Raw genomic sequence first — 21459 nt, 5'->3', positions numbered from 1 at the left:
CTAATTCATGGTTACTTCGCGGAAAATATCTTCCAACCGGGTTTCTACCGGTGTCATCTCTTCGATGTACCAATTGTTTTCGGCACACATCTCGAAAATAGGCCGCGCCGAGTTTTCATTTTCGTGACTATGAACTTCGAAATACCCGGGGGAATTGTCCATGATCGCAATGGAGCGAACCGTTTCCAGATCTTCCAAAGCAATAAAAATATCCTCCGCTTCTCCGCCACCAATCTTCACCTTCAGTATTTCGTCGCCGTGAGCCCGCATCCGCAATTCGGCCGGAGTACCATTTGCCACGATACGACCGTTGCTGATAATCAGAATCCGGTCGCAAGTAGCTTCCACTTCGGCCAGAATATGAGAACTGAGGATGACCGTTTTTTCCTTTCCGATTTTTCGGATCAGGTCGCGAATTTCGGCAATCTGGTTGGGATCGAGACCGGTTGTCGGTTCGTCCAGAACGAGTACCTCCGGATCGTGAATCAACGCCTGAGCCAAACCAACCCGCTGTTTATATCCTTTCGACAGCTCACGGATGTTCTTGGATTTCTCGCCGCTCAAACCACAAACTCTAATCATCTCACGAATGCGTCCCGGAATTTGTTCCTTCGGCACGCCCTGCAGTTCGGCAACAAATGCGAGATAATCGATCACCTGCATTTCCTGGTAAAGCGGATTGTTCTCGGGCAAATAACCAATCAGGCTTTTCACCTTCTCCGGGTTTTCTCTAACCGACAATCCGCCAACGGTAATATCTCCTTCGCTGGGCGCCAGAAAACAGGTAATCGCTTTCATGGTCGTCGTCTTTCCGGCACCATTGGGGCCCAAAAAACCAAGCACTTCTCCGGTATTCACCTTAAAAGAGATGTTGTCAACCGCCTTTTGCGCACCATATAATTTGGTCACCTTTTCAACGATAATATCCATAACTTGATGCAGTATTTAAAACTTGCAAATCCGAAATTATAAAATTTCGATACCTGAAAAACATAACGTAACTTGGTTTAACAATATTTAACAGCACTTAAAACAAGGGATTCAGAGGAGTGTTGTAGATTAGATAACGCCTGTTAACCTATCAGCCCCATAAAAATTGATTACACGTTATGCCAAATATTGTCGAAAGCAAATCTTCCGGTTTGGAACAGCGGTCATCATCATTTCATCGACAGCTATCCAAATCGTAACTGCCTCTGTACCTTTTTCAAATACACATGCACTAACTACAACAAATCAAAAGCGATCAGAATCGTTAATAATTAATAAAAAGGACAAAAAATACTACAGAGATTCGGTCCCAGAGAAAAATTTACACCGGCGTTTTGAGCAATTAAAAGTATCGGCTGACACACTGATTAAGCCACTCCCCGTAAAAACCAGAAAAGACATTGTCAAGTCGACAGAAGTTCAATCTGAGAAATCAGATACACTCATCCGCGACAGCCTGGCCCGTTCTACCGAAACAAAAGCATTTTATGATTCCCTCAGGGTGCGGTCCGAAAGAAGTTTCTGGGCCAGGTATCTTTACGGATGGATGATTGCATCGCCACAGAGCGCCAAAGCACAGGTCGAAGTAAACAGCGAACAATACTTTAAACCTTTTGCAGGAAAACGAATTGGGCACATTCGCATTCAACAGCTCGATGTGTTTGGTCCGTCGATACAAGACACCTCCATTGTTCTTGACAACTGGTTGGCAAAAGTTGGAAATGGCATTCATGTGAAAACCCGCGACTGGGTACTGCGAAAAAACCTACTCTTTAAAACAGGCGATATTGTTGATCCAAGAACAATGGCAGAAGACGAAAAACTTATTCGTGATCTTCCTTACATTAAAGATGTATCCATTATTCTGATTCCGGATCAATTGAATTCCCAGATAGTCGACGTGCTCATTGTAACCAAGGACAATTTCTCCTGGGGATTTCTTCTGGATATTAACGGTAGTAAATCTGCGAGATTTGATTTGTTTAATCAAAACATGTTTGGCCTCGGTCATGAGTTCTCGATCGGAACCGTTTATCATTCCCATGAATATCCGACTGTCGGCTTTCATGGCTTCTATGGCGTCAACAACATTGGAGGGAAATTCATCAACGGAGCATTCCGGATAGAAGATACCTATCGGAAGAATGCCATTTCAGCCATGCTGGAAAAGCGTTTTCTAACGACAAAAACCAGGAACGCCGGCGGAATTTCATTCAATCGGGTATTCCGCTTCGACTATTTAACAGATGACCGGATCATGAGATTGGATACTACTGTCAGCTTTTTAAATATGGATGCCTGGTACGGTCACTCATTCAAACGTAAAACTGACACGCAGGCAGCAGGCCATTTCATCGTAGCCGGACGACTTTTCAACCAAAAGTTTTTCGAGCGGCCCATGGTTTCAAGGGCACGTAATCAACTGTTTCATGATCATCATATAATTTTGGGTTCGGTAGCCTATAGCAAACGATTCCTGCAAAGAAACAACCTGGTTTATGGCTACGGTATCACTGAGGATATTCCGTATGGTGATTATTTCGAACTTACGTCGGGATACGACTTCGGTGAGTTTTACAATCGAAGTTACCTCCATCTTTACTATTCAAAAGGAATGGTCCTACCGGATTACAGCTATTTGCGCTTTGGTGTTGGAGCCGGAAGCTTTTTCCATCACAGCAGTCTTGAGCAAACAACGATTATGGGTGAAGGAAATTTCTTTTCCCGTCTATACAACATCAACGGGCATCGGCTCCGGCAATTTATCAATATGCGGTATGTCATCGGATTAAATCATTTTAATCAGGAATACCTCACATTGAATAATGAGTGGGGAATTCGCGGGTTCAAGACCGACTATGTCAGGGGAACGCAAAAACTAACGGTCAACATGGAAGCAGTAACTTTTCTTCGTTCGCAATTTTATGGATTTCGGTTTGCCCCTTACTGCTTTTCCGATTTAGGCTTCATTGGCGACAACACGAAATTCATTCTGAACCAGGATTTTTATGCTGGCATCGGTTTAGGATTCCGCATTCGGAACGAGTCTTTGGTCATTAATACTTTCGAATTTCGCCTGACCTGGTTCCCCGTTACTCCGCCCGACATCCATCCGTGGACCTTTAGGGCTCTGGGCCAACCCAAAGCTGAATTCAATGATTTCCTTGGTCGTCGTCCCGAAATTCTGCCTTACCATTAATCGGTTGGAAACGTCCTCACCTCAGAACATAAAAAAAAGCCCGGCTGGGAACCGGGCTAAACCTGTTAATTAATCTCCTCAATATTTAATAGATAGTTGTAATGTGCAAAGGAAAGTATCCATAATCGACATGCATTATCGACTTGCAAGGAACGGTAGGAAACATGAGCAAATTATGGATACAAGGATTGTAAACTTACGTTTACTAAGGAACATAATTTGAATAACCTTAAAAGATTAAAAAAGAACGCTTTGTTGTTTAACCTAAGAAATAAAAGTAGTTGTTGTGTTGTTTAACCAAAATTCTAAAAAACCTAATTTAAAACCCTGTTGTAATATTTTTTACACTGATTGTTTTCGATGATAATTCCTTTCGGAAGAGTGGGAGGAGAAGACCTCCCGACTCTGTGATTATTTCTTCTTAATCAAGTTTCTTGATAATATCCGTCGCTTTCGAGGCATAGTATCCATCGCTGGATGCGATTTCCTTGAATACCTTCAGCGCTTTATCCTTTTCTTCTCGTTGCAGGTAACATAGTCCGATATACCACTGAGCCTGTTCGGTGAAAAGGTTATCGTTATGCTTCACAACTTTTGTGTAAGATTGGATAGCTTTCGCGTATTCTTTCTCTTCCTGGTAAGCAACACCTACGTAGAAGTTGGCTGCCGGATTATTTTCATTCTTCGTGAGTACCTGATGGAATAAGTTCAATGCCTGATCGTAGTTCGATTCATTAAACTGCTTCAACGCATCGGTCATCAGATTATCTGCTGAGTTGTCAGCCGACCGGAAAATTCCCACTTTATACGTTTGGTAGTAATCGCGGTATATTTCCTGGTTGGAATACGACTGATTCCTTACAAAGCTCGCGATTCCGAGAATGAGTACGATAGATGCCGCGACCGTGTACCACAATATTCGTTGTGTTTTGGGCGGCCGAATACCCCGCACCTCTCGATTCTTCTCGTTTTCTTCTGCTTTCCTGATATTCTGCAGCGAAGCACGCAGCTCCATGACATCTTTCTCGCCGACAGCTTCATCCACTTCGCGGAAGAGTTTGACATCCGCTGCCAAATCCGGATTCATGGCCATCTCGTCCTCGAACGAGGCAACACCTGCTTCATCCATTTCGTCAGACAGGAAGCTTTCGATTTCTTCGTATTGACGAGCATGTGAACTTTCGTTTTCACTGATAATGTTCAGTGCGGCACGCAGCTCCATGACATCTTCTTCGCCAATCGCTTCGTTGACTTCGTGGAACAGTTGGATATCGTTAGCCAGATCCATGTTACTTTCGGCATCCAGCTCGATGGCTTCCATCTCCTTATCGGATAGATCTCCGGAAACGTATTCTTCAATTTCTTCCACCGTGCGGTTATGAGCGGGCATATGTTTGGCTATCGTTTCGATATTAGCCCTCAGCTCCATAATATCTTTTTCCATAACGGCATCCTCGATTTCCTGGAACAGCAATTCGTCTGCTTCCGTGAATTCGCCGGATTCGTTATCACTAACCGGTTCGGCTTCGTCTTTGTAAACTTGATGAACAGTTTCTTTGGAGGCTTTCTTGTGATTCTGCAAATGCAGTTTCTGGAGTGAGTTACTGTAGGAGTTAAGTTCCTCGTCATCCAGGTCGAGGTCAGAAATATCTTCGATTTCTTCAGCCAGTCCGAAGTAGGCTTCTGAAATTTCCGGGGAGAAGTTTTCGTCTAAATCGAAGGAGTCAGTTATTTCTTGCAGATTACCTCTCAGTTCCATCACGTCTTTTTCGCTCATCGCCTCTTCGATCTCCTGGCTCAGCTTGAGGATCTCAGCCAGTTCTGGATCGTCGACCAGACGCGTCCGGAACGCATTGAGTTGGTCTCCCGTCAATTCACCACCCAGGTACATCTCGACCAACTCATATTTATTTACTTCAGGTATCATCTTCAATCAGTTTTTTATAATTCAAATCCTGCTTGATACTGGTGATCAAGTACTCCTTGCACTTAAACTTGCGCTTTTTGGCGTACTTCTCACTCTTATATCCCATCATTTGTGAGATTTGACGTAACGGTATTTTATCAAAGAATAGCTGTAACAGCTTTTGACAGTCGGATCCGAGCATTTGGAAATGCTTCTGATACAACCGGTACCGTTCGTTCTTGTCAGCTACTTCTACGATGTTATAGTCGTATTCCTCATCTGATAGGCCGGCGTTATCAAGCACCATATCCCTTTCAGCTTTCTTCTTACTAAGTTGCTTAAGCCAGAGGATTTTGCATACCGAGTAGAGGTACGTTTCGAAAGAAGCATTGTTTAAAACCAGATCATTGGCTTTAAGCTTACGGTATATGACAATGATGGCCTCTTGAAAAATATCACTGGCATCTTCATCATTACCACTGTTCTTCTTTACGTAGAAGTTAACCTTGTAGTAAAAGTTCTTGTAAATGTATTGCAGGATTACATTGTCGTTCCTCAGAATCCCATTCAGGAGTTCTTCGTTCGTGTAATTTATCATTTTCACTAGTTAATACGTTTTCAACTCAAAAGGTAACCCGGTAAACTCAATTTTTTTTCATTTTTTTTTCGTTTCCCTTGAAAAATAAGCCAAAAGAGACGACAAAAAATAGGAAGATTTAGTTTTCTCACTTCATGCTTACAACAATTTTAGAGAAAAAAATTCAATCTACAAACCGACAAATCAGGGTCAGCTCAAAGTAAAAACGGAACTTTCTCTATTTTTATGTGCCAAAATGAAAATTTTTTATTCATCATATTTCATATAAAAACATATCTCTGATGCAGAAAACTTTAAAACTTCTTGTGGCCTTTATGTTTATAGGCGCCACAGCCTTTGCGCAAACCCGGCAATTGACGCTGAAAGATGCCATTATTGGTCGGTACGGTCAATACAATCCGGAACGACTTCACCAACTGGCCTGGGTAAAGAATAGTAAGGATACATATTCTTATGTTGAAAAACATAAGTTAATTGGAAAAAATATAAAAGGAAAAGAGGTTGAATATACCTCAACAATCCAAATTAACAATGCTTTAAGGGCTGCGAGTCAGGATACGCTGAAACGTTTCCCCGCAATCAGCTGGATAAATCAGAACGAAATACTTTTCAGAAATGGTAATCATTTCAATCTTTACCAGCTCACCCCCCAACGCATTACCAAAACAATTACGATCAAGCCGGAGGGAAAATTCGCCGACTTCAATGCGAAAGCACAAAAGGTGGCGTTCACGGTAGATAATAACCTGTGGGTGGCCGATGAAAACGGAATGACTGCCATCACTGATGACCAGAATTCCGGAATAGTTAATGGCCAATACGTTCACCGTCGTGAATTTGGTATTACGAAAGGCACCTTCTGGTCTCCGAAAGGCGATTTGCTGGCTTTCTACCACAAAGATGAAACAATGGTTCGCGATTACCCCATTGTTGATTTTATGACCCGGGAAGCGGAGTTAAAATCGGTGAAATACCCGATGGCGGGAATGAAAAGCCACCATGTAACCCTCGGTGTATATAATTGTAAGACTCAGAAGACCGTGTTCCTGAAAACCGGTAAACCGCTGGACCACTACCTGACGAACATTGCCTGGGGACCTGCCGAAAAGTATATTTACATTGCTGAATTGAACCGGGATCAGGATGACATGAAGCTAAACCAGTACGACGCTACAACCGGCGATTTTGTGAAAACATTGTATGAAGAAACCAGCAAAACCTATGTTGAACCGCTTCACCCCATTGTTTTCTCAAAAACAAATCCCAACCACTTTTACCGCTGGTCTCGGAAGGACGGTTTTTTCCACGTTTACCTCTACGACACCACTGGAAAGATGCTGAAACAAATCACCAAAGGTCCCTGGGAAGTAACCGATATTCTGGGATTTGATCCGGCTGAAAAATACATGTATTTCGTATCCACCAAAGAGAGCCCGATTGACCGAAATATTTACAAAGTTCAAATCAGTAATGGGAAAATAACCCGGCTGGACAAGGCCGACGGAACACATCAGGCCTTGTTGAGCAAAGATGGAAAATACCTGCTCGATACGTATCAAAGTAAAAATGTTCCAAGGGTAACCAACCTGATTACCAACAAAGGTAAAGTCATCAGTAATCTTTTAACAGCTGCAAATACGCTGAAAGATTTCAAATTTGGGAAGAATACCATTTTCACGATCAAAGCAGCTGATGGAAAAACGGACCTTTATTGCCGGATGATCTTACCAGCTGATTTCGATTCAACAAAAAAATACCCTGTCATTGTATATGTATACGGTGGCCCCCATGCGCAGCTCGTCAGAAATACCTGGCACAACAACGCCCGGTTCTGGCAATATTATATGGCACAAAAGGGTTACATCGCTTTTACCGTCGACAACAGAGGTTCGGAGAATCGTGGAGCGGCCTTCGAAAACATTATTCATCGTCACCTGGGAATTAATGAAACTGCCGATCAAATGAAAGGCATCGACTACCTGGAATCACTTCCCTATGTCGACAAAAACAGAATTGGCGTGCATGGCTGGAGTTTCGGCGGATTTATGACCCTGAACCTGATGCTGCGCCATCCAGAAGTTTTCAAAGTTGGCGTTGCCGGTGGTCCGGTAGTCGATTGGAAAATGTATGAGGTAATGTACGGAGAGCGCTACATGGATACTCCCCAGGAAAATCCTGAAGGATACAAAGAATGCAACATGTTGAACCACGTATCTTCATTGAAAGGGAAGCTGATGTTGATTCACGGAGCAGAAGACCAAACGGTCGTTATGCAACAAAGCATGAAATTTCTGCGGGAGTGTATTAAACAACAAAAACAGGTCGATTTCTTTGTTTATCCTACGTCAGAGCACAATGTCCATGGCATTGACCGCGTCCATTTGATGAGAAAGGTTAGCGATTATTTCCTGCAAAATCTATAGCAACAGAAAGCCCCGCTACAAACGGGGCTTTTTTATCTTTTCATTCTTCTTTTTCTTCTCCGCTCTACCCAGAATCGTTCTCCAATCACCACAAACAAAAGAATAATGATTAATCCGATGAAATAGGGAACTTTGGTACTGAATAGTGGTGTTTGATCGCCAACCAGGACATAACCCAACCAATAATAAGGATGCGCTTTCAACGGATCGGCATTGGCCAAATGATCGAGCTTCGCTTTGCGCAACGCCTCATCTTTCGAGTAACCTTTCAACAAGTACTTATAAAAGTTTATCATCAACTTGGCACTCGAAACATCCTCTACATTCCATAATGTCATCACAATACTGGGGCAGCCGGCATACAAAAATCCGCGGGCCAAACTGACAACCCCCTCACCTTTTCTCAGTTTTCCGGAACCTGTATTACAGGCACTCAGAACCGCCAGCCGGGCCTTCAGTTTCATATTGTACACCTCATAAGTATTCAGCCATCCATCATTTATCGTGTCGCTTTCCGGTGAAAATACCAGCTTGGAATACATCGGCAGACTGTCGTTCAAAACCGTGTGCATCGCCAGGTGTAGAATATCATAGTTGCCTGCATCTTTTTTGAAATTGCTCTCCGTAGCTTTTGAATTATCAAAAACATCACCCGAAATCAACTTCGTTATTCCTTTTACCTCCTCTTTAGCTCCGGGTAGCGGCGACAAGTTTTCCCTTACCCCATCACGAATGGCATTAATATCCACTGTGGCTCCTTTGGTATAGTCCGGTGCAAAAGCAATTAAATTATGAGGTGCCGTGGCATCGCTTTTAAAATACTGGTACAATAACGTTGCTGAGTATGAATAAGAAATCGGGAAATCCTTGATGAGGTAATGCAATTTACGGAAATCCATATGTGTAGTATCCGGCATGGAACTAATCATACCGTCAAAGGGAAGGTAAGCCAATTTATTATCCGGGATAAAAATCAGCCGGTAGCCCTGCAGTTCAGACGCGAAAGGCTGCACTAACAATTTGTACAAACTGTAGGCAGAACGAACATAAGCGCCATACGTTTTTCTGTTCGTATTTAATACGTCCGGATTTCGAAGAAAACCGAGGAAGGTATTAATGTCTTTGTTGTAGTCATCATTGAGTACTTGTCGCTTTATCTCACATTTCTGACTGGTGACAAAAAAGGTTATCAACTCTCCCGGCTTCCCTTTTTCAGGCTCATTCACTGCATACTCAATCAACGCATCACGGTGTTTCAGGTAATTCTGAAGCTTATCTACAGTCACCACATCATCCGAATACTTCAGGTTGTAGTAGTTCGGGTAATTCTGTTCGAACAGATGAATCAGGTCCGAGTAGTTTTGCTCCAATTCATAAACCTTCGACTGCCAACGCCCCAGCTTTGCAGAGTCAGGCTTATCCTTGTTATTCTCATTGAAAATAAAGGCCTTGTAAGCAGCAATCTCACTCTTCAGCGTTTCTTCCTGGTTACGCAACGAATCCGGGATTCCTCCAAATTTCTGCGCTTTCAAATCCCGCAATACTGATAAAAATGTCGCGGATTTGCCTCTTTCCGAAACTTCGAACGCCTGTTCCAGGTAATGCCGTTCCCCCGTCTTCTCATAAAGCTTGGTGGCTACGTCCACGGTCTCAAAATACGTCGACTGCTCATTCTCCGCCAGCGCCAATTTACTATCCTGATTTAAATACCCATTCCTTAAAAGGTGAATTACCTCTATAGCTTGCTCATATGTACTCAATGAATTCTTGAGATACTTCATTGCCGTCTCCTGCTCACCCGAATTCGACTCGACATCAGCCAACTGGCGCAATGCATCTGCCTTGTGTTTCAATATTTCCAACATTTGGCTGTTGCTGAACGAATTCTGAGTATTAGGATTTTCTGCCCAGTCTTGTTCATCAAAGTCAGGAGATATCGCTATCAAAGCCTTTTGAAAATACTCCAAGGCTTTCAAAAGCATAGTTCTCTTTTCCACCAAGAACCGACTCAGATCACTTGCTTTTGCTGACTTGCGGATATAGACGACACCTATATTATTTAAAATAATTGAAGACACTCCCCCCTTATCTCCAAACTTTTCCCTTGACAATTTCAATGAGCGACTGAAGTATTGTAGAGCATTATTATACTCACTAAGATTCAAATAACATAAACCAATATTTGTCAAAATAACTTCTTCATGATAAAAGTTTTTACCAATATTTTTTCGACCATACTTATATGCTGAGAACAGATTTTGAAGAGCATCTGTATAATTCTCCATTTTTGTATTAATATATCCAGCAGACTCATAATAGCTGAGAAGTGAATATACATTACTGCTCTTCTGCTTAAGCTCATCAACTATCCTAAAAGCATCCTCATATCGCTTAAGCTGCGTATAAGCAGTACTCAAATTCACTAATAAAGTTTGGTATGCAGGAGTGTCTAATTGTCCAGCTTTTTCGAAAATATTTTTCGAGTTTTCCAGATAGGTCAAAGCAGTGTTAAAGTCACCATTTTGAATGTATAAGAAGCCTAAATTAATATAAAGAGTGGCAAGATTAGGTAACGCAGCTTTGCCTGCTTTTAGATATATTTTTTCGGCTCGAGAGTAATTATCAACAGCATCCTTGTCACGCCCGATTTGCTTCTGAATAATCCCTATATTAGAATATACATTGGCAACTTCTATCGACGATCTTCCAAATTGTTCCTCTCTGTCACTAATTGCCATTTGAAATTCCCTTAATGCATCTTCATAATTCGCCGCACCAAAAGCCCTCACTGCCAAGCGATAATGATTCTCGACTCTCGACGAATCATTTTCTCCCAAAGCAGGATTTATCAGTAGTATTAAAACACCAAATAGAAGGAGCCTTTTACTGATAAGACAATACAAACTACAAAGCCTCATAAGTCCTCAAACTAAAGTAATACACAAAAATAGTTTTTATTATCGAAAACCACACATCACCTACAACATTGATTATTCGAAACTTAGAAGTAAAACAAATACTTCTATTTAAAATTTTCCTGATTTAGGGGGTAACCTTTTTCGCTTTTACGGTATTAACAAGTGCAAGGAAATAAATAAGGAACATGTTTAACCATTAAAAGCATTTGTTATGAATTCTCTCAATTTGGAAGTTTTGTCTGTAGAAGAATTGTCAACCGTGAAAGGTGGTCAGGATGGAATTGCTATCCCACCAGCCGGTACAGTTCTGCAATAAACAGATTTGAACAGTATTTTAATTTTATCTAGAAGTTGTTGTTTAACCAATTAATCACTCTGTTATGAAATCTATCTCAACCTTCGAAATTCTCTCCAGCGAAGAATTACTAACTGTAAAGGGCGGACAGTATGGAACTGCAATTAGCCCAGCTGGAACAGTTTTGCAATAAGCTGAAATAGCCAAACTGTAATTAAACTGAAAAGATATTAATGGTATTGCCTCGATGGATACATTGAACTAGTGTATTTATCATTTTCAAAGCGTTCTTTACAGTTCTTGTAATATCCTGGCAACAGAATTCAATATCAGAATTAGTGATTTTTCAGATTTAGTCATTCAACTTATGTGCCTATTCTAGCATTTTATAATTACCATTCGACTCTCGTTAAATAAGTTTCTGAATAGATTGTCAATCTACATTTACTCAATAAGCGTTATATTATTTCGTATATGGAAAATAAAGTCTTTCAGTTCAAATTTGCTCAGAGAGCAGTCCAAAAAGAGTACCCAATTAACTCGCTGTAATCCAACCCACAAACCCTAAATTCTTCTGATGCTTATTAAGTTCCATTGATCAAATGGGATTTTTTTTATTCTGTAATTTCCTACAAGTCTATTCTATCTCTACAACTACACTTCCAATCTATGGCGTTGTCAACTGCAGTCTGGACAGTATTTGGCATATCCTTCCAGATCTATGAGGTTTGATCTGCGAATTATAACAAACACGTCATCTATTCGCCCAAAAAAGACCAGCCACAACACACTAAAAAAAAGTCACATACAGGGATGTTGCTTTTTTATTTGTTTTTTTCCTGATTTAGGGGGTAACCTTTTTCGCTTTTACGGTATTAACAAGTGCAAGGAAATAAATAAGGAACATGTTTAACCATTAAAAGCATTTGTTATGAATTCTCTCAATTTGGAAGTTTTGTCTGTAGAAGAATTGTCAACCGTGAAAGGTGGTCAGGATGGAATTGCTATCCCACCAGCCGGTACAGTTCTGCAATAAACAGATTTGAACAGTATTTTAATTTTATCTAGAAGTTGTTGTTTAACCAATTAATCACTCTGTTATGAAATCTATCTCAACCTTCGAAATTCTCTCCAGCGAAGAATTACTAACTGTAAAGGGCGGACAGTATGGAACTGCAATTAGCCCAGCTGGAACAGTTTTGCAATAAGCTGAAATAGTTAAACTGTAATTAAATTGAAAAGATATTAATGGTATTGCCGCGATGGATACATTGAACTAGTGTATTTATCATTTTCAAAGCGTTCTTTACAGTTCTTGTAATATCCTGGCAATAGAATTCAATGTCCAAAGCAGTTTGAAGAACTTGGAAGAAATTAAATTACACGTTAGTCTAGTCTCTTTTTGAAGACTTTTTAGAGCCTTGGTAAAGCTGATAACACCGGTAGCTACATTCTAAAGCACCGTTATAGAGCGTCATCTTTTCTGCAGGGCGTAAACCAACACTTTTCAAGCCATCTTTCGAGCTGGAAATCATCCAGGCTTCAAAGCCCGGAAAATTATTTTTAAGGCTATCGCCTATCATCTGATAGAGCGCACGCAATGAAAATGGCTTCAAGCGTTCTCCGTAAGGCGGATTGGTAACAATAATTCCATTTTCGAATGGCGGTTGAAGCTGCGCAAAATCCATCGTATCTACTTCGATGTATTTCGACAATCCCGCATTTTTAATATTCGCACGTGCAATCGCCACATTACGGGTAGAAATATCAGAACCTACGATTTGCCCATCAAAATCTTTTTCATAGTCGGCATTGTAGATTTCCTCGAACAACTCCTCATCGAAATCCAGCCAACGCTCAAAACTAAACGATTTACGATACATCCCCGGAGGAATTCCTAAAGCAATCATAGCTGCTTCAATCAAAAGTGTTCCCGAGCCGCACATCGGATCGAGGAAGTTCTTTTTTCCATCCCATCCGGATAACAAAATCATTCCGGCACCCAAGACTTCATTAATCGGCGCTTCTGTTTGCGCCACACGGTAACCACGCTTATGGAGCGATTCGCCCGAACTGTCAAGAGAAACCGTACATTTATTTCCGGTTAGATGAACATTGATACGAATATCCGGATCCTCTGTATTGACAGAAGGACGTTTGCGGGTCTTTTCTCTGAACTGATCGACAATCGCATCTTTCACCTTCAGAGAAACAAACATGGAGTTGATAAAAAGCTCAGAGCTGACAACACTATCGACGGCGATGGTTTTTCCAAGCTCGATAAATTGGGACCAGTCGATCTCTTTTGCACCAGCGTACAAATCGTCCCGATCGTTCACATGGAATTCTGCAACGGGTTTTAAAATACGGAGCGCTGTTCTCAGACAGAAGTTGGCTTTGTAAAGAGTTTCTTTTGTGCCTTCGAAGGTAACGGCACGTCTTCCCTCGTTAATATTTTCAGCCCCCAGTATTTCGAGCTCACTGGCCAAAACGCCTTCTAAACCGGCGAACGTTTTGGCAACCATCTGAAACTTTTCCATCAATGCAGTCATTTATCCATTAATTTGCCCGGCAAAGTTAACCGAATCGCGGATAAATCAAACCACAAGCCTAAATTCCGCTCCCATCCACAAATTCAGCTTGTCGGCTTTTTACCTGAACAACCTTGGAGTGAGGAGGCAAACTATTAGTAACCCACACGTTACCGCCAATTACAGAATCGTGTCCAATGGTAATTCGGCCGAGAACAGTCGCGTTGGAATAAACCACCACATTGTCTTCCACAACCGGATGACGAGGAATTCCCTTAATCGGATTGCCATTTTCGTCAAGCGGAAAGCTTTTCGCGCCAAGCGTAACCCCCTGGTAAAGTTTCACATTTTTACCAATCACACTGGTTGAACCGATGACGACACCTGTTCCGTGGTCAATACTGAAATATTCTCCAATCTCAGCGCGGGGATGAATATCGATCCCGGTTTCAGAGTGAGCCATCTCCGTGATAATACGCGGAATGAGCGGTACTCCCAGTTTCAGCAAATGATGAGCGATGCGGTAATTGGAAATAGCCCGGGTGGCCGGATAACAGAAAATAACTTCTCCGATTCCGTTAGCAGCCGGGTCGCCCAAGTAGGCAGCATTCACATCAGTGGTCATAATCCGCCTGATCTCTGGCAAACCTTCAATGAATTTGGTAGCAATTTGCGAAGCGTCTTTCTCCAACTGTAGCATCTCCGGACGTTCGCTGTCACTACTACATGAGAAACATAACCCGGCAAGAATTTGCTCCGAAATCAGTTCAAATACTTCATCAATCATCACCCCGATATAATACTCAATAGTCCCGAGGTTTAAGTTGATGTCGCCAAAATATCCCGGGAAAATGATCTGTCTGATTTTATCGACCATTTTTGCCAGTTTATCAATCGACGGCATGGGCTCTCCCAAGCGATGTTCGTGACATACCAAATCATACGATTTGGGATCCGACAACTCCCTGATGGCTTTTGTCAAACGGTTGTCTATATCTTTCTGATTAATCTTTCTCATGATGACTACTGAATAATGGGGTGCTTAAATATCGTTCTCCTGTATCGCAAATAATGGTTACAATTCGCTTGTTCTTGTTTTCCGGACGCCTGGCAATTTCGATTGCTGCATAAACATTCGCGCCCGATGAAATTCCACAAAAAATTCCTTCTTCCTTACTTAGTCTTCTGGCTGTTTCGTAAGCGTGGTCATTCGAAACGCAACAGACTTCATCGTAACTCGAGGTATTCAACACTTCCGGAATAAATCCTGGGCCAATCCCCTGAATTTTATGTCCTCCTGGCTCTTTTCCGGATAATATGGCGGAATCTTCCGGTTCGACAACCATGGTTCGGATTTCCGGGTTCAGTTTTTTCAGTTCCTCCGAAACTCCCGTTATGGTTCCTCCTGTTCCGGCCCCTGCAATAAAAATATCCACCGTACCGTCAGTATCGTTCCATATTTCATAGGCAGTCGTTTTCCGGTGCATCTCGGGATTGGCCGGATTGGTAAACTGCATGGGAATGAAACTATCCGGGATTTCAGCTTGCAATTGTTCGGCCTTGGCAATAGAACCCTTCATCCCTTCCTTTCCGGGAGTCAGGATAACTTCTGCTCCATATGCCTCGATAATCATACGGCGTTCTACCGTTGCTGTTTCAGGCATGACAATCTTCAATGCATAACCTTTCGATGCACAAACCATGGCCAATCCAACACCGGTGTTTCCGCTTGTCGGTTCAATGATGGTTGTATTTTCGTTGATTAAGCCATCCCGCTCAGCTGCCTGAATTAGGGCCAGTCCCAACCGATCCTTTACCGAGCCTCCGGGGTTAAATAACTCCAGTTTCACCAAAACTTCGGCTTCTATGCCCTTTGTCAACTTGTTTAACCGGACCAAAGGAGTTTGGCCAATCAATTCCGTAATGTTTTGTGCAATCTTCATGTGGGTTATTTTCAGCGCCAACGGCGAGGGTTTCGACAACGAAGTACATGTCCGAAAAACGCCATCTGACGATACAGGCAAAACTAAAAGGTAAACAAGTGAGACCTGTTAAGTCAGTCTCAAAAAATGTTACCCCTATTTAAAGTTACCGATATTTTGTATGTGATGCTAACAAAAGTGACCGGTTATGGTTTCATAATTTTTCGTGAATAAACTTCAGGGCATTGTTCAAACGAGCCTTACCGCTACCTGAAACAATTGCATAAGGAAATCCAAAAGACTCTATTTCGCGGCAATACATTTCCATTAGTTCATCGCGCTTTTCCCCACCATTTTCACGAACGGAATCCGGAATCCAAGGCAAATCGGTATCGCAAACCAAAAACAGATCAATCTGGGATTGACTGATGTGCTCCTTTACCCAGTCCGGACATTCACCGTACACCACTTCAAACCAAATTTTCGTAATAATCAACCAGGTATCAAAAAACAGGAATCCATTTTGGGCTTGCGCCTGAAATTCTTTTTCCTGTAAAAGCTGATGTCGGGCAATGGTCTCGACGTCCTTGCGAGTATAAGGACGCCCCAGATTTTCCACATAGCTCCGGGCATACTCCGGAACCCAGGTTGTTTGAAAATGCTCTGCCAATCCCCGGGCCAACTCTGTTTTTCCGGTAGATTCAGGACCTGTTATGACGATATGTTTTATTTTCTCTGCCATAAATTACCGGTTGTTTGCTAAATCTTTTCGCCACTCAATAAAACCAACTACGGCCATGACGGTATAAACGAAGAATAAAACGGTTGTGGCATACAAACCTTTGTAAATATACAATCCCAACGAAACAGCATCGATAACCACCCAAAGCAACCAATGCTCAATTTTTTTACGGGCCAACATCCAGGTAGCAACAATGCTCAGGGCTGTCGTAAATGAATCCCAGTAAGGAACCGGAGAATCGGTGAAATCGATCAGGATATATGCAATTCCGACATACAACAGCAAGTTGACAATGAACAGTTTTACCCAAAGTACAAATGAGGTCCGGGAAACCTTCAGCTCACCCTGATTGTTGCTATTGCCGTTCCCGTGAAGCCACGCGTACCATCCGTAAATACTAATGATGACGTAGTAAAACTGTAGCCCCATGTCGGCGTAAAACTTAGACACGAAAAAAACATACACGTAGAGTGCTGAAGAGAGCAACCCCAGTGGCCAGGTCCAAATGCTTTGTCGAATAGAAAAATAGAGATAAGCCAGTCCGGAAATAGTTCCGCTAACCTCAACCCAATGCTCCTGTAACCAGGATAAAATTTCAGTCATTGCTGCACATAAAAGAAGTCCGGCTGAAATGGCCGGACTGTTATTGTCTTCTCACTCTGACGACTTACCGTCCGAGATATTTATCGTATAATTTGCTGTCAGAAAGCACCTCAACAGCTTTCTTTATGGCTTTATCATCCTCATTCATAATCTGGAAATAAGTGCCATTGTCATACAAATCACGGGCAATTAGCGCCTTGATCTGTTGCTTCAGCAGATTTTCCGAAACTTCCGGGTTTTCTTTCTCCGGCTTAATTCCGTCCTCATCTCCTTTCGCCTCCAGCTTCTGATACATCGCATCGCTTACCAAGTAATCCTTATTAAATGCCTCGAACGTTTTGTAGTGTTTCAGCAGTTCTCCGCGATTTTTGTCCATGTATCCTACCACAAACGGGAACAATACATTCTTGCGAACCAGCTCGTTGTAATAGCGATAGTTCACAGAGGTATCCATCGGGATGAAAATATCCGGCATAATACCACCTCCGCCGTACACTTTCCGCTTGGTAACCAAGGTATGCGTCAGTAGTGAATCGGGCAAATTGATGCTGTCGCGACTGAAGAATTCACCATGCTCGAACCGTTCCAGATAATCGTTCCGGTATTCCTTAATTCCTTTCGAATAAGGTTTCTGAATATTTCTGCCGGAAGGCGTATAATAGTGAGCTGTTGTCAGACGAATCATCGAACCATCGCTCAGCATGAAAGGCTGCTGAACCAATCCTTTTCCAAATGTCCGGCGACCAATCACCACGCCACGGTCCCAATCCTGAATAGCACCTGTGACAATCTCACTGGCCGAAGCCGAACCTTCGTCAACCAGGATAACCACCTTGCCATTTTCAAAATCGCCACTTCCGGTAGCAAAATATTCCCGCTTAGGTGAATGGATTCCTTTTGTATAAACAACCAACCGGTGATTGGGCAGGAACTGGTCGGCCAAATCAATAGCCGCGCGAAGGTAACCTCCTCCGTTACCACGAAGATCAAGAACCAAGCCTTCTACTTTGTTTTTATTTTGAAGCTTATCCATCGCCTCCAGAAACTCGTCAGGCGTGGTAGCTGCAAAACGGTTCAGCTTGACGTAAGCTATATTTTTATTCAGCATATACGCTGCATCGAGACTGTGAATCGGAATTTTGTCGCGAACAATGGTGAAATCCAACAGATTTTTCTCTCCTTTTCTCTTTATCTGAAGATTCACTTTCGTCCCCTTGTCACCGCGAAGCATATCGAATACATTCTGATTCGTCAACCCGATGCCGGCAATATTCTTACCATCGACCGTTACAATGCGGTCACCGGGACGAAGGCCAACTTTTTCCGAAGGCCCTCCCGGAATCGTTGTTAACACCATCAGGGTATCCTGGTGAATATTGAATGAAATGCCAATCCCTTCGAAATTTCCCTGCAACGGCTCGTTCATCTCCTCCACCTCTTTTGCAGAAATGTAAACCGAGTGTGGGTCCAAATCGGAAAGCACTTTCCTGATGGCATCTTCGGTGAGCGATTTCAGGTTGGTTGTATCAACATAAAATGTCTGAATCAGACGAAGTACCCGCCCAAATTTAATGGCCTGCGACTGCACATCGTTTTCCTGCGCCTGCACCGGAGAAGGAACCAGCAGAGCCGTGAACACAAAAAGTATTAGGGATAATTTCAAATATCTCATAGTCATCAAATTTTCAACGGGCTACAACTTAATCTGACAGCCATCGGTTTTCACAAAAATAACACAATTTCCCCCGAAAATAACCTGATTCTTTCAAACAGGCTTTCCAGTTAACATTAAATAACCTTTTGGCGAGGATATTTCTCACCAACATGCTATTGGTTAATAAACTGTTTTCGGATTAGTAAAGTTTTAATCTTCAATCGAAAAAATCTCCCGGATAAGCGCATCGTATTTTTGATGCAACACCTTGCGCTTCAATTTCAACGTCTGCGAGAGTTCGCCCGTCCCCTGCGACCAGGTATCAGCCACCAACTTGAAGCGTTTAACCTGCTCGTTGTTTCCCAGTTTTTTATTCGCCTGACGAACTTCTTTCCGCAACAGCGCATCAATTTCGGGATGCTGAATCATCTCCTGCCGATTGGCTAATTCCAGTTTTTTCTCAGCGGCAAACTTTTCCAATGCCTCGAAAGCAGGAACAATAATCGCACTGGCAAATTTCTGGTTTTCACCAACCACCATCACCTGCTCGATGAAATGCGAGCCTTTCAGGATATTTTCGACGGCTTGCGGAGCCACATATTTACCCGATTTCAGTTTGAAGATCTCCTTCTTCCGGTCGGTGATACGCAGGAATTTACCTTCGTCGAGCACACCAATATCGCCGGTATGGAACCAACCATCTTCATCAATCACTTCGCGGGTCATCTCTTCTTCCTTGTAATATCCCATCATCAATCCGGGCCCCTTAGCCAGGATTTCGCCATCTTCCGCTATTTTTGTTTCCGTTCCGTTATCCAGTGCCGGACCAACCGTTCCCAACTTGACACGCGAATCGTCCATCGGGTCGTTCACAAAAATCACCGGCGAAGTTTCAGTCAGACCATAACCTTCGTACACACGCATGTTGGCCATCCAGAAAAACTGGTGCAGGTTGATTTGCAATGCTGAACCGCCCGACACCATATAGTTGATGCGTCCGCCCAAAGCCTCACGCCATTTGGAGTAGATAACCTTATCGAAGAAATTAAATTTTAATTGATCAATCGGATTGAATTTGATGCCGACATAGAATTTTCGGGTGAATTTTATCGCTTCGTCGAAAATCCACTTCTTCACGCCAGTCAAATCCTTACCCACTTCCATCACACGTTCGTGTACTTTCTCCAGCAGACGCGGAACCGTGTTAAAGACATGCGGACGAATTTCTTTGATATCGCGGGCAATCGTTGCCAAACTTTCGGCGTAGTATACCGACAAACCGTTGATTTGGAAATTATAGTTCATCATGCGCTCGTACACATGGCAAAGCGGCAAAAACGAAAGCGCTACATGAGACTGTCCCATGGCACGCGGTCCATGCCCCAACTTGTAAGCTGTCGCCTTGGAGTTACTCATCAGATTTTTGTGCGAAAGCATTACTCCTTTGGGCGTTCCGGTTGTTCCGGAAGTATAAATCAACGTCAGTAAATCATTTTCATCGATGCTGCTTTTTATCTCCTCTACCTTTTCTTTCATCTCCGGAAGCAGCTCTTCGCCTTTAGCCACAAATCCATTCCACGAACGGGCATTTTCAACTTCGTTAAAGGAATAGGTTCCTTCCAGTGAAGGAGTAGCCGACTGCAATTCATCGAGTTTCGACTGGATGCTTCGGTCGCCGACAAACAGGTACTTCACACCGGCATGGCGGAGAATATATTTTTGTTCGTCGAGGCTGAGCGTTGGATAAACCGGGACATGGACGATTCCAGCCTGCGCTGCTCCCATATCGAGCACGTTCCACTCCGGTCGGTTACCGGAAATCGTAGCAACCTTATCGCCTTTCTCCAACCCCAGGTTAAGCAGTGCACAGGCAACAGCATCCGAGCGACGCACGTAGTCGGCGGCCGACCAGGGCTGCCATTTTCCATTCTCTTTCCGGGCGAAAGCCACTTCCTTCCGGCTGTACTCTCCCCGGTAAAGATCGAGGATATCAAAAAGTCTTGTTAAGTCTTGCATGGTTTTCAAATTTCAACCCCAAAAATAGTTTTTATCAGGCATATATCCTTTCAGGAATATAAAACGAAAAAGTGAGAGGTATTGAGCGTCAAAAGAATGCCAAAACATTTTCATTAACAACTATTCGCACTGGCAAACTATCAGCTACTTGCTTTTTAATCAGACAAAATACAACCGACTAATTCCGCAACGTCGCTTTCAACCGAAGCGGGTTGGTCAACAATTCCAGCGCATCAGTAATGTGCCGGCAAACTACATCCGCGCTCAGCAGTGTCTTTACCGCAGCTCCTTCGGCCTGCAGCAAAACAATCCCCAATTCGGCACTCGTCAGCATCAGCGCATCGTTCAGGCCATTCCCTATGGCCACCACATTTTCTTTTCCCAAGCTCGTCACAAATTGCTCCTTCTGCTTATCCTGCTCTTCGGGTTTAATAACTGAAACCTGGCAATTGATACCAGCCAGTTCCTTCTCAACAGTTCCGAACGTATCGGCTGTCAGCACGTAAATTTCGAGTTGGTCACTCAATAGCTTCAACAACGGTTCGAGGCCCGCCATCAGTTTTCCATCAATCGCCAGGGTGCCATTGTAATCGAGCACCAAATATTTTACCCGCATTTTCCGGTTTCCGGGAATATCAATCGTTATCATAAAAATTTATTT

At 42.8% G+C, this 21459-nt stretch carries 14 protein-coding genes and 1 pseudogene; 2 read left to right on the top strand and 13 right to left on the bottom strand.

Annotated elements, in window-relative coordinates; all coding sequences use genetic code 11:
• Positions 1 to 930 carry an ATP-binding cassette domain-containing protein gene (locus tag AC060N_RS03760; RefSeq protein ID WP_479525947.1) on the bottom strand — a complete coding sequence of 310 codons (930 nt, stop codon included), beginning with the start codon at positions 928 to 930 and terminating at the stop codon, positions 1 to 3.
• 166 nt (positions 931 to 1096) lie between these two features.
• On the opposite strand from AC060N_RS03760, the gene AC060N_RS03755 reads away from it, so the two are divergent.
• Complete coding sequence (locus AC060N_RS03755; RefSeq protein ID WP_479525946.1) at positions 1097 to 3190, top strand: BamA/TamA family outer membrane protein; 2094 nt, start codon at positions 1097 to 1099, stop codon at positions 3188 to 3190.
• A 421-nt stretch (positions 3191 to 3611) separates the two neighbouring features.
• Here AC060N_RS03755 and AC060N_RS03750 read toward each other — a convergent pair whose 3' ends face one another.
• Entirely contained in the window at positions 3612 to 5117 is a 1506-nt protein-coding gene (locus tag AC060N_RS03750; RefSeq protein ID WP_479525945.1) for a tetratricopeptide repeat protein, read from the bottom strand.
• Positions 5107 to 5694, bottom strand: a complete 588-nt coding sequence (locus AC060N_RS03745; protein ID WP_106543064.1) for an RNA polymerase sigma factor — start codon at positions 5692 to 5694, stop codon at positions 5107 to 5109. The genes AC060N_RS03750 and AC060N_RS03745 overlap by 11 nt, the downstream gene beginning before the upstream one ends.
• Positions 5695 to 5975: 281 nt before the next feature.
• Here AC060N_RS03745 and AC060N_RS03740 point away from each other — a divergent pair, with 281 nt between their 5' ends.
• Entirely contained in the window at positions 5976 to 8117 is a 2142-nt protein-coding gene (locus tag AC060N_RS03740; protein WP_479525944.1) for a S9 family peptidase, read from the top strand.
• A gap of 32 nt (positions 8118 to 8149) precedes the next feature.
• Here AC060N_RS03740 and AC060N_RS03735 read toward each other — a convergent pair whose 3' ends face one another.
• The 10 genes and pseudogenes from AC060N_RS03735 to AC060N_RS03690 all read right to left on the bottom strand — a co-directional run bounded on the left by AC060N_RS03735 (position 8150) and on the right by AC060N_RS03690 (position 21447).
• The gene (locus AC060N_RS03735; protein ID WP_479526986.1) at positions 8150 to 10099 is read right to left on the bottom strand and encodes a CHAT domain-containing protein; all 1950 of its coding nucleotides are present in this window, start codon (positions 10097 to 10099) and stop codon (positions 8150 to 8152) included.
• A gap of 129 nt (positions 10100 to 10228) precedes the next feature.
• A pseudogene (locus AC060N_RS03730) lies at positions 10229 to 11035 on the bottom strand (tetratricopeptide repeat protein); the annotation flags it as partial.
• 1686 nt (positions 11036 to 12721) lie between these two features.
• The gene (locus AC060N_RS03725; RefSeq protein WP_479525943.1) at positions 12722 to 13870 is read right to left on the bottom strand and encodes a THUMP domain-containing class I SAM-dependent RNA methyltransferase; all 1149 of its coding nucleotides are present in this window, start codon (positions 13868 to 13870) and stop codon (positions 12722 to 12724) included.
• A gap of 70 nt (positions 13871 to 13940) precedes the next feature.
• Complete coding sequence (locus AC060N_RS03720; RefSeq protein WP_153637770.1) at positions 13941 to 14879, bottom strand: serine O-acetyltransferase; 939 nt, start codon at positions 14877 to 14879, stop codon at positions 13941 to 13943.
• Positions 14866 to 15804 (bottom strand): cysteine synthase A, encoded by a 939-nt coding sequence (cysK, locus tag AC060N_RS03715; protein WP_479525942.1) that lies wholly within the window; start codon positions 15802 to 15804, stop codon positions 14866 to 14868. The genes AC060N_RS03720 and cysK overlap by 14 nt, the downstream gene beginning before the upstream one ends.
• A gap of 193 nt (positions 15805 to 15997) precedes the next feature.
• On the bottom strand, positions 15998 to 16525 hold the full coding sequence (locus tag AC060N_RS03710; RefSeq protein ID WP_479525941.1) for an AAA family ATPase: 528 nt from the start codon (positions 16523 to 16525) through the stop codon (positions 15998 to 16000).
• 3 nt (positions 16526 to 16528) lie between these two features.
• A complete protein-coding gene (gene pnuC / locus AC060N_RS03705) occupies positions 16529 to 17128 on the bottom strand; it encodes a nicotinamide riboside transporter PnuC (protein WP_479525940.1) in 600 nt (199 codons plus the stop codon).
• Positions 17129 to 17192: 64 nt separating this feature from the next.
• Positions 17193 to 18800 carry a S41 family peptidase gene (locus AC060N_RS03700; protein WP_479525939.1) on the bottom strand — a complete coding sequence of 536 codons (1608 nt, stop codon included), beginning with the start codon at positions 18798 to 18800 and terminating at the stop codon, positions 17193 to 17195.
• Positions 18801 to 18992: 192 nt separating this feature from the next.
• Positions 18993 to 20798: an AMP-dependent synthetase/ligase gene (locus AC060N_RS03695; protein WP_479525938.1), complete on the bottom strand. Its 1806-nt coding sequence runs from the start codon at positions 20796 to 20798 to the stop codon at positions 18993 to 18995.
• A gap of 178 nt (positions 20799 to 20976) precedes the next feature.
• The gene (locus tag AC060N_RS03690; RefSeq protein WP_479525937.1) at positions 20977 to 21447 is read right to left on the bottom strand and encodes an HAD family hydrolase; all 471 of its coding nucleotides are present in this window, start codon (positions 21445 to 21447) and stop codon (positions 20977 to 20979) included.
• Positions 21448 to 21459: the final 12 nt, after the last annotated feature.

The sequence above is a fragment of the Prolixibacter sp. DSM 2831 genome (assembly GCF_056493735.1).
This window is presented reverse-complemented; position numbering and strand designations above follow the sequence as displayed.

What these genes read in the sequence shown, in the direction of transcription:
- AC060N_RS03760 (WP_479525947.1), bottom strand. Translation starts at nt 930, where the DNA reads ATGGATATTATCGTTGAAAAGGTGACCAAATTATATGGTGCGCAAAAG.
- AC060N_RS03750 (WP_479525945.1), bottom strand. Translation starts at nt 5,117, where the DNA reads ATGATACCTGAAGTAAATAAATATGAGTTGGTCGAGATGTACCTGGGT.
- AC060N_RS03745 (WP_106543064.1), bottom strand. Translation starts at nt 5,694, where the DNA reads ATGATAAATTACACGAACGAAGAACTCCTGAATGGGATTCTGAGGAAC.
- AC060N_RS03740 (WP_479525944.1), top strand. Translation starts at nt 5,976, where the DNA reads ATGCAGAAAACTTTAAAACTTCTTGTGGCCTTTATGTTTATAGGCGCC.
- AC060N_RS03735 (WP_479526986.1), bottom strand. Translation starts at nt 10,099, where the DNA reads ATGCTTTTGAAAGCCTTGGAGTATTTTCAAAAGGCTTTGATAGCGATA.
- AC060N_RS03725 (WP_479525943.1), bottom strand. Translation starts at nt 13,870, where the DNA reads ATGGAAAAGTTTCAGATGGTTGCCAAAACGTTCGCCGGTTTAGAAGGC.
- AC060N_RS03720 (WP_153637770.1), bottom strand. Translation starts at nt 14,879, where the DNA reads ATGAGAAAGATTAATCAGAAAGATATAGACAACCGTTTGACAAAAGCC.
- cysK (WP_479525942.1), bottom strand. Translation starts at nt 15,804, where the DNA reads ATGAAGATTGCACAAAACATTACGGAATTGATTGGCCAAACTCCTTTG.
- AC060N_RS03710 (WP_479525941.1), bottom strand. Translation starts at nt 16,525, where the DNA reads ATGGCAGAGAAAATAAAACATATCGTCATAACAGGTCCTGAATCTACC.
- pnuC (WP_479525940.1), bottom strand. Translation starts at nt 17,128, where the DNA reads ATGACTGAAATTTTATCCTGGTTACAGGAGCATTGGGTTGAGGTTAGC.
- AC060N_RS03700 (WP_479525939.1), bottom strand. Translation starts at nt 18,800, where the DNA reads ATGAGATATTTGAAATTATCCCTAATACTTTTTGTGTTCACGGCTCTG.
- AC060N_RS03695 (WP_479525938.1), bottom strand. Translation starts at nt 20,798, where the DNA reads ATGCAAGACTTAACAAGACTTTTTGATATCCTCGATCTTTACCGGGGA.
- AC060N_RS03690 (WP_479525937.1), bottom strand. Translation starts at nt 21,447, where the DNA reads ATGATAACGATTGATATTCCCGGAAACCGGAAAATGCGGGTAAAATAT.